Source organism: Stenotrophomonas sp. TEPEL, assembly GCF_004348785.1.
Taxonomy (GTDB): domain Bacteria; phylum Pseudomonadota; class Gammaproteobacteria; order Xanthomonadales; family Xanthomonadaceae; genus Stenotrophomonas; species Stenotrophomonas indicatrix.
On sequence record NZ_QQXJ01000001.1, the window covers coordinates 3,099,962 to 3,108,237 of the forward strand.

The 8,276-nt window shown below is 67.1% G+C and carries 10 protein-coding genes; 6 read left to right on the plus strand and 4 right to left on the minus strand.

The genetic code is table 11. The features are described 5' to 3' along the window. Positions 1-26 precede the first annotated feature (26 nt). Complete coding sequence (locus TEP_RS14120; RefSeq protein WP_132825689.1) at positions 27-419, plus strand: DoxX family protein; 393 nt, start codon at positions 27-29, stop codon at positions 417-419. 39 nt (positions 420-458) lie between these two features. Here the strand turns inward: TEP_RS14120 and TEP_RS14125 are convergent, their stop codons facing one another. Continuing rightward, positions 459-1,466: a LacI family DNA-binding transcriptional regulator gene (locus tag TEP_RS14125; RefSeq protein ID WP_132825690.1), complete on the minus strand. Its 1,008-nt coding sequence runs from the start codon at positions 1,464-1,466 to the stop codon at positions 459-461. 95 nt (positions 1,467-1,561) lie between these two features. Here TEP_RS14125 and TEP_RS14130 point away from each other — a divergent pair, with 95 nt between their 5' ends. From TEP_RS14130 to TEP_RS14150, 5 genes are read left to right on the plus strand one after another with little or no spacing between them, the layout of a single operon-like run. Then, positions 1,562-2,614 (plus strand): sugar phosphate isomerase/epimerase family protein, encoded by a 1,053-nt coding sequence (locus tag TEP_RS14130; protein ID WP_132825691.1) that lies wholly within the window; start codon positions 1,562-1,564, stop codon positions 2,612-2,614. A 26-nt stretch (positions 2,615-2,640) separates the two neighbouring features. Further along, a complete protein-coding gene (locus TEP_RS14135) occupies positions 2,641-3,858 on the plus strand; it encodes a nucleoside permease (RefSeq protein ID WP_025873936.1) in 1,218 nt (405 codons plus the stop codon). A 12-nt stretch (positions 3,859-3,870) separates the two neighbouring features. Next, complete coding sequence (locus TEP_RS14140; RefSeq protein WP_132825692.1) at positions 3,871-4,995, plus strand: Gfo/Idh/MocA family oxidoreductase; 1,125 nt, start codon at positions 3,871-3,873, stop codon at positions 4,993-4,995. 19 nt (positions 4,996-5,014) lie between these two features. Then, positions 5,015-5,881: a sugar phosphate isomerase/epimerase gene (locus TEP_RS14145; RefSeq protein WP_132825693.1), complete on the plus strand. Its 867-nt coding sequence runs from the start codon at positions 5,015-5,017 to the stop codon at positions 5,879-5,881. An 18-nt stretch (positions 5,882-5,899) separates the two neighbouring features. Beyond that, positions 5,900-6,196: a cytochrome c gene (locus TEP_RS14150; protein ID WP_235204635.1), complete on the plus strand. Its 297-nt coding sequence runs from the start codon at positions 5,900-5,902 to the stop codon at positions 6,194-6,196. A gap of 10 nt (positions 6,197-6,206) precedes the next feature. On the opposite strand, the gene TEP_RS14155 is transcribed toward TEP_RS14150, so the two are convergent. The 3 genes from TEP_RS14155 to TEP_RS14165 all read right to left on the minus strand — a co-directional run. Next, positions 6,207-6,980 (minus strand): DUF1080 domain-containing protein, encoded by a 774-nt coding sequence (locus tag TEP_RS14155; RefSeq protein WP_132825694.1) that lies wholly within the window; start codon positions 6,978-6,980, stop codon positions 6,207-6,209. After that, complete coding sequence (locus tag TEP_RS14160) at positions 6,965-7,540, minus strand: gluconate 2-dehydrogenase subunit 3 family protein (protein ID WP_132825695.1); 576 nt, start codon at positions 7,538-7,540, stop codon at positions 6,965-6,967. Before TEP_RS14160 ends, TEP_RS14155 begins: the two co-directional genes overlap by 16 nt. Further along, on the minus strand, positions 7,540-8,276 hold a 737-nt coding region (locus tag TEP_RS14165; protein WP_132826546.1), incomplete at its 5' end, for a GMC oxidoreductase. The genes TEP_RS14160 and TEP_RS14165, both read right to left, overlap by 1 nt.

An 8,276-nucleotide genomic window follows, 5' to 3' on the forward strand; every position in this document is an offset into this window, starting at 1 on the left:
GCCCTGCCCACCCTGAGGACGTTGCCGTGGACACATCACTTCACTCCCTTGCGAAGCTGGCCGCCCGCGTATTGCTGATGCTGCTGTTCCTGGTATCGGGCCTGGGCAAGCTGTCCGACCCTGCGGCAACACAGGGCTACATGGCCGCGATGGGTCTCCCCGGCATCCTGCTGTGGCCGACCATCCTGTTCGAGATCGGCACGGCCCTGTGCATCCTGCTCGGTTTCCAGACCCGGGCAGTGGCCGCGGTGCTGGCCGCCTTCAGCCTGGTCACGGCCTTCATCTTCCACCACCAGCTCGCCGACCCGGTGCAGCAGATCATGTTCCTGAAGAACCTGGCCATCGCCGGCGGCTTCCTGCTGCTGGCCTGCAGTGGGCCCGGGCGCTACAGCGTGGACGCCAGGCGCACGAAGCCCTGAGGCGGGGAAAGCGCGGCATGCCGCCGCCCCGCCCTCGCCTCAGCGGCCCTTCGGCGGGGCCGTCGAGCCGCGCAGCATCACGCTGAAATCCAGCGTCTGCTGAAGCGGTACATCGACCTGTTCGATGATGGCCAGCAGCAGGTTGACCGCGCGCTCGCCGATCTCGCGCATCGGTTGCCTGATGGTCGTCAACGGAGGCGTGAGGTAACGCGATGACGCCAGGTCGTCGAAGCCGACGATGGACAGGTCATCGGGCACGCGGATACCCAGGTCCCGGCAGGCCGCCAGGGTGCCCAGCGCCATCTGGTCGCTGAAGCAGAAGATCGCGGTGGGTGCGGTGGCAGGCGGCAGCAGCGCCAGCGCGGCCGCATGGCCGGATTCCACCGAGAAGTCGCCCGGCACGATGCTGAGGTGGCGCAGGCGGCCACGCGCCCTGGCGGCGGCGCGCACGCCTTCCAGCCGTTGCGTGTGCAGGGGATTGTCGGGCGGTCCGCCGACCACGGCGATCCGCTCGTGCCCCAGTCCGTACAGGTGCTCCATCACCGCGCGCGCGGCGGCCGCGTTGTCGATGTGGACGCTGGGGATGCCCAGCGCGGGATCGAACTCGCAGCCATTGACCACCGGTGCGGCGGTACCTCGTTGCTGGACAATCTCGCGCGCGGTCGGCGGCAGGCGATGCCCCAGCACGATCAGACCATCGGCCTCGTTGCGCCGGAGCATCTGCGCGTAGCGCTCCTCGCGCTCGGGCAGGTTCTGGGTGTCGCCCAGCAGGACGGCGTAGCCAACGGCCTGCGCCGCATCCTCCGCGCCCTGCAGGATCTGCGCGAAGAACGGGTTGGCGATGTCCGGGACGGTGACCAGGATCTTGCCGCTGCGCTGGGTCTTGAGTGTCCTGGCCACTGTGTTGGGCACGTAGCCCAGCGCTGCAGCGGCCTGCTCGATGCGCGCGCGTGTAGCCGGCAGCACTTTGTCCGGCCGGGAAAGCGCTCGCGACACCGTGCCTGCGGAGACGCCGACGTGCCTTGCGATGTCGTAGATGGTGGCCATGGCGTTACCTCTTCCTTCCGCTGTGCAGTGCACAACGGGTCTTTCGAATGCCCCTGTTAGGATAATGCAATCGATTGCATCGAGGGCGAATCAACGTGAAGACGCTCAAGGGTCCAGCGCTGTTCCTGGCGCAGTTCATCGGCGACACACCTCCCTTTGATCGGCTGGACACGCTGGCCGGATGGGCCGCGGGGCTGGGCTATTCTGGCGTACAAGTGCCGACCAGCGCGCCCCACCTGTTCGATCTGGCCGAGGCGGCGCGCAGCCAGGCGTACTGCGACGATGTCAGCGGCATGCTGGGCGGACATGGCCTGCAGATCACCGAGCTGTCCACCCACCTGCAGGGGCAGCTGGTTGCCGTCCATCCGGCCTATGACAGCTTGTTCGACGGATTCGCGCCGCCGGACAAGCGTGGCGATCCGGCCGCCCGCCAGGCCTGGGCGGTGCAGCAGCTGCTGCTGGCGGCCAAGGCCAGCCAGCGCCTGGGGCTGACCGCGCATGCCACGTTCTCCGGCGCACTGGCCTGGCCTTACTTCTATCCCTGGCCGCAGCGGCCAGCCGGGCTGGTGGACGAAGCCTTCGCCGAACTCGGCCGACGCTGGCGCCCCATCCTGGATGCCTTCGACGCCTGCGGCGTGGACCTGTGCTTCGAGATCCATCCCGGCGAGGACCTGCATGACGGCGCGACCTTCGAGCGCTTCCTCGACGTGGTGGACCACCATCCCCGCGCGAAAATCCTGTACGACCCCAGCCACCTGCTGCTGCAGCAGATGGACTACCTCGGCTTCATCGACCGTTACCACGATCGCATCGGCATCTTCCACGTCAAGGACGCGGAATATCACCCCAGTGCCAGCAGTGGCGTGTATGGCGGCTACCAGGACTGGATCGATCGTCCGGGGCGGTTCCGTTCACTCGGCGATGGACAGATCGACTTCAAGGCGGTCTTCTCGAAATTCGCCCAGTACGACTTTCCCGGCTGGGCAGTACTGGAATGGGAGTGCTGCCTGAAGCATCCGGAAGACGGTGCACGGGAAGGAGCCGCCTTCATCCGCGACCACATCATCCGCGTGACCGAACGCGCCTTCGACGACTTTGCCGACAGCGGCACCGATCCTGGATCACTGCGCCGCATGCTCGGGATCTGACACATCACTGCCTGGGAGGGCAAGCCATGACGCACACCATGTCGCGCTTGGGCGCGATGATGTTTCTGCAGTTCTTCATCTGGGGGGCATGGTTCGTCACCCTGGGAACCTATCTGGTGCAGGGCCCGCTGCAGGCCAGCGCAAGCCAGGTGGCGACGGCCTTCCTCAGCCAGTCCATCGGCGCCATCGTCGCGCCTTTCCTGGTTGGTTTGATCGCTGACCGCTACTTCGCGGCGCAGCGCATCCTTGCGGTCCTGCACCTGGCTGGCGCAGTGCTGATGTGGCTGGCGTCCACCGCAACCAGCTTCAGCATGTTCTCCGCCTGCGTCATGGGCTACATGCTGCTGTTCATGCCGACGCTGGCATTGGCCAACAGCGTGGCGATGCGGCACATGCAGTCGCCCGAGAAACAGTTCCCGCTGGTGCGGGTGGCCGGCAGCGTCGGCTGGATCGTGGCAGGCGTGCTGATCGGCTGGCTGGGCTGGGAGCAGGCACACCGCCTTGAGCTGACCTTCCGGATGGCGGCGATGGCGTCGCTGGCGCTGGGCCTGTATGCGTTCACCCTGCCGCACACCCCGCCGCTGGCACAGCAGCGCGATGCCGGCCTGGGACAGATCCTGGGGCTGGATTCGCTGCGCCTGCTGAAGTCACGCTCGTACCTGGTGTTCTTCCTTGCGTCCATCGCGATCTGCATCCCGCTGGCGTTCTACTACAACTTCACCAACCCGTATCTCAACGACCTGGGCGTGCGCGGCGCGGCGGGCCTGCAGTCGCTGGGACAGGTCTCCGAAGTCCTGCTGATGCTGGCCATGCCGTTCCTGTTCGTGCGCCTGGGGGTGAAGACGATGCTGGCGGTGGGCATGGCCGCATGGGTCGTGCGTTACGTCATGTTCGCCTTCGGCGATGCGGGCGGTGGCTTCTCGCTGCTGGTGATCGGCATCGTGCTGCACGGCATCTGCTACGACTTCTTCTTCGTCACCGGCCAGATCTACACCGATGCGCATGCCGGCCCGGCCGCGCGCAGCAGCGCGCAGGGATTCATCACCCTGGCCACGTATGGCGTGGGCATGCTGATCGGCACGTTCCTGTCCGGCGCGGTGGTGGAGCACTTCACCACTGCAGCCGGTCCGGACTGGCAGCAGATCTGGCTGTTCCCGGCAGGGGTCGCGCTGCTCGTGCTGATCGCCTTCCTGCTGCTTTTCCGCGACCGGCCAGTGGTTGCGGCCGCACCTTCCACGCCCTGAGGACCCTACCTGATGCCAAAGCCTGGAATCGCCATCGTCGGCACGGGAATGATCGGTGCCGTGCACCGTCGCGCGGCGCTGCTGGCGGGTGCCGACATCCGTGGCGTGGCCGCCTCTTCTCCGCAGCGCGCACGCGACGTGGCGCAGGCGTGGGGTGTCCCGCGTGCCTATCGGGACATCGAGGAGGTGGTCGCCGATCCACAGGTGCAGGTCGTGCACGTATGCACGCCCAACCACCTGCACCGTCCCATGGCACAGGCCGCACTGGAAGCCGGCAAGCACGTGGTCTGCGAGAAGCCGCTGGCCACCACGCTGGAGGACGCCCGGGCGCTGGCAGCATTGGCGGCCGCCAACGCGCTGGTCGCCACGGTGCCCTTCGTCTACCGCTACCACCCGGTGATCCGCGAGGCGCGCGCACGCATCGCCCATGGCGAACTGGGGCCGCTGCACCTGATTCACGGCAGCTACCTGCAGGACTGGCTGCTGGACCCGGCCAGCAACAACTGGCGCGTGGACCCGGCGCTGGGCGGCGCGTCGCGCGTGTTCGCCGACATCGGCTCGCACTGGTGCGACCTGGTGGAATGGGTCAGCGGCGAGCGCTTCACCGAGGTCAGCGCGGCGTTCGACACGGTGATCGCCGAACGCAGCACCGACACCGGGCAGAGCTTCACCACAGCAGCGGCCGGTGGCGCGATGCAGGCGGTCACCAGCGAGGACGTGGCCGCGGCGATGTTCCGTACTGGCGCCGGGACGCTGGCATCGTTGACGGTCAGCCAGGTATCGGCCGGACGCCACAACCGTCTCTGGTTCGAGATTGATGGTGCCAGGGCCAGTGTGGCGTTCAACCAGGAAGATGCCGAGCGCCTGTGGATCGGCAAGCCCGACCAGCGCGAGGAAGTCTTCGTGCGCGGGCCGGGCGCCGGCAGTGCCGAACAGCGCCGACTGTCGCTGTTGCCGGCCGGGCACGCGCAGGGCTACGGCCACTGCTTCGAGGCATTCGTCGCCGACACCTACCGCGCCATCGAAGGCGAGCGACCGGATGGCCTGCCCACCTTCGAAGACGGCGTGCGCTCGGCGCTGATCGTCGACCGCGTCATCACCTCGGCCAGGACCCGTGCCTGGACCGCCATCGGTTGAACCCCGGGAGCATCTCATGATGAACACGCCTGCCCGCAGAACTGCCACCCTTGCCCTGCTGCTGTTCGCAGCCCTGCCCGTCCTGGCACACGAAGCCGCCAGCCCGCACAAGCCCATCGCCGTGCAGATGTACACACTGCGCAACGCCGGCCCGCTCGACCAGCAGCTGAAGATCGTCCACGACGCCGGCGTGGATGCGGTGGAAACGGTGGGCACGCAGGGCGTCAGCGCCAGCGAGCTCAAGCAGTTGCTGGACCGGTATTCGATCAGGGCGATTTCCTCCCACGTGCAACTGGCCGAGCTGCGCAAGGACCTGGACGGCGTGGTGGCCTTCAACCGGTCGATCGGCAACACCACCCTGGTGGTGCCTTACCTGGACGCGAAGGATCGGCCGACCGATGCCGCAGGCTGGACCGCGCTGGGCAAGGAACTGGGCGCGATTGCCAGGCAGGTACGGGCCAAGGGCATGCGCCTGGCCTACCACAACCATGACTTCGAACTGGTCGACTTCGATGGCCGGACCGGCCTGGAACTGCTGTTCGCAGCAGCCGGGCCGGACCTGCAGACCGAGCTGGACCTGGCCTGGGTCGCACGTGCGGGCCTGGACCCTGCGGTGATGCTCGGCAAGTTCCGCGGCCGCCTGTTCGCGGTACACGCCAAGGACAATGCAGCCAAGGGCCAGGCCGAAGACGAGGGCGGCTTCGCTGCCGTCGGTCAGGGTGTGCTGGACTGGCGCGCGATCCTGCCAGCCGCCGCAGCGGCCGGCGTGCACTGGTACATCCTCGAGCACGACCAGCCACGCGATCCGGCCAAGGTCATCCAGACCGGCGCGGACTACCTGCGTGAACACCTGTCCCCCCGCCTGCCAGCCAGCGCGCAGCGCTAGTACGCGAAGGAGTCCTGATTGAAAACGATGCTGAAAATGGCTGTGATTCTCTGTGCGGCGATGCTGGCAACCACGGCATGGTCCAAGGACGACCCTGCAGCCGGCGCAAAGCTCTACACAGCGAACTGCACGGCCTGCCATGGTGCCGATCGCGCCGGCATGCCGGGCGCATTCCCCGCGCTCACCGACATCGGCAAGCGCCTGGATGCCGCGCAGATCAAGGACAAGATCAGGAAGGGCGGCGGACTGATGCCGCCGTTCTCCCAGCTGTCGCAACAGGAGATCGACGACATCACCAGTTATCTCGCGAAATAGGCCGCCAGCGTTACAGTTCGCGCACCCAGATGTTGCGGTAGCTGACCTTGGCGTCGTGCTCCTGCAGATGGATCGGCGCGCACGCATGCGGTGAATACGAGGGCGGGCCGATGTACTCGGTCCTGCCCGCCAGCACGGTGTCGTCCTGCACCAGCACGCCGTTGTGCAGCACGGTGATGCGCGCAGGCGAGATGAGCCCGCCTCCCGGCGAGAAACGCGGCGCCTTCCAGAGGATGTCGTAGGCCTGCCACTGCCCCGGTGCACGCGAGGCGTTCACCAGCGGCATGGCCTGCTTGTAGATGGAGCCGGCCTGGCCGTTGGCATAGGTCGGGTTGTTGTAGCTGTCCAGCACCTGCAGCTCATAGAGTTCCTGCAGGAAGATGCCGCTGTTGCCCCGGTTCTGGCCGTCGAAACCCTGGGTCTCGACGGGTGTGCGCCACTCGACATGCAGCTGGATGTCGCAGAACCCCTGCTTGGTGCGGATGCCCTTGCTGCCCGGCACGATGGTCATGGCGCCGTCGGCGACGGTCCAGGGCACACGCCCGCCCTGCTCCGACTCCCAGGCGGAGGCATCCTTGCCATCAAACAGCACGATGGCGTCTGACGGCGCCTTGCCCGGCGGCGTGGCCACGGCTGCAGGCACGGGTGTCCACACCTCGGTCTTCGCCGGGTCGCGCGCAGGATCGGTGTTGGCCTGCGCGAACGCCGGTGCCGCGGCCAGCACGCCGGCTGCGATCAATAGCGGCGTGATCTTCATGGCGTGATCCATCAGCTGGTCCCCCATGCGGGCGTGCCGGGAACATAGGCCAGGTCGCCGTCGTAGCGGCCCGGCACGGCGACGTAACGCAGCACTTCGGTCGCGCCAACCTTGGAGGTGAAGAAACCGAAGATGGTGAGCTGCTTGAACATCGTGAAGTAATGCGGCATCCGCTCTCCTGCTTCGGCGGTGCCGGTTTCGGTCACCTCGACTGCGTGTTTCCTGGCCTCCGCATCCAGCGCGCGCAACAGTTCGGCTCGGGCCTGCGGCGCAAGGGAAACAAAGCGACCGCCGGCGCGTTTGTCGATATCGGCCAGGCCAGCGCGGAACGTCGCCTGCTGCCGGGCGGTGTAGCAGTCGCTGACGAACGTGGCCATGAACGCACCGGCGCCTGCGTCTTTCGCCCCCGGCGTTTTCGTCCGCGGCAGGATGGTCTCGGCGATCTCGTCCAGCGTGCCGACATCGGCGTCGGAGAAGCGCGTCTTCGCCCCTGCGGCGGGAGCCTGTGCCTGACCGAGCGCGGGCAGGCCGATCATCGCCGCGCCGGTGGCGGCGACGATCATCTTCAGCAGTTCGCGGCGGTCCATCAGAGGTTCCCCGCTTTCAGTTCGCGCACGGCGTGGTCAGCAGCCCGCGCGGTCAGTGCCATGTAGGTCAACGAAGGATTCACGCACGCGCTGGAGGTCATGCAGGCACCGTCGGTCACATAGACGTTGGGCGCATCCCAGACCTGGTTGTGCTGGTTCAGCACGGACGTCCTGCGGTCACGGCCCATGCGCGCGGTCCCCATCTCATGGATGCCCTTGCCCGGGGCGTAGTCGTTGTCGTGCATCTCCACGTCCTTGACGCCGGCGGCCTCGAGCATCTCGGCGGCATCGGCGGCCATGTCCTTGCGCATGGCACGTTCGTTGGCGCGCATGGATACATCCATCGCCAGCACCGGCAGACCCCACTTGTCCTTGCGGTCGCGGTCGAGGCGAATCGTGTTGTCGTGGTGCGGCAGCATTTCGCCGAAGCCGGTCATGCCGATGCGCCAGTCACCGGGCACGGTCAGCGCCTCCTTCAGGTCGGCACCAATGTTCAGCTCGGCGATCTCGCGCGACCACCCCATGCGGCTGGCGCCGCCCTGGTAGCCGAAGCCGCGCAGGTAGCCGCGCTTGTCAGCAGCCACGTTGCGGAAGCGGGGAATGTAGAAGCCGCAGGGACGACGTCCGAAGTAGTACTTGTCCTCGAAGCCTTCGACCCGGCCGGAGGCACCCGCGCCGAAATGATGGTCCATCACGTTGTGTCCCAGCTCACCCGACGAAGAGCCCAGCCCACCCT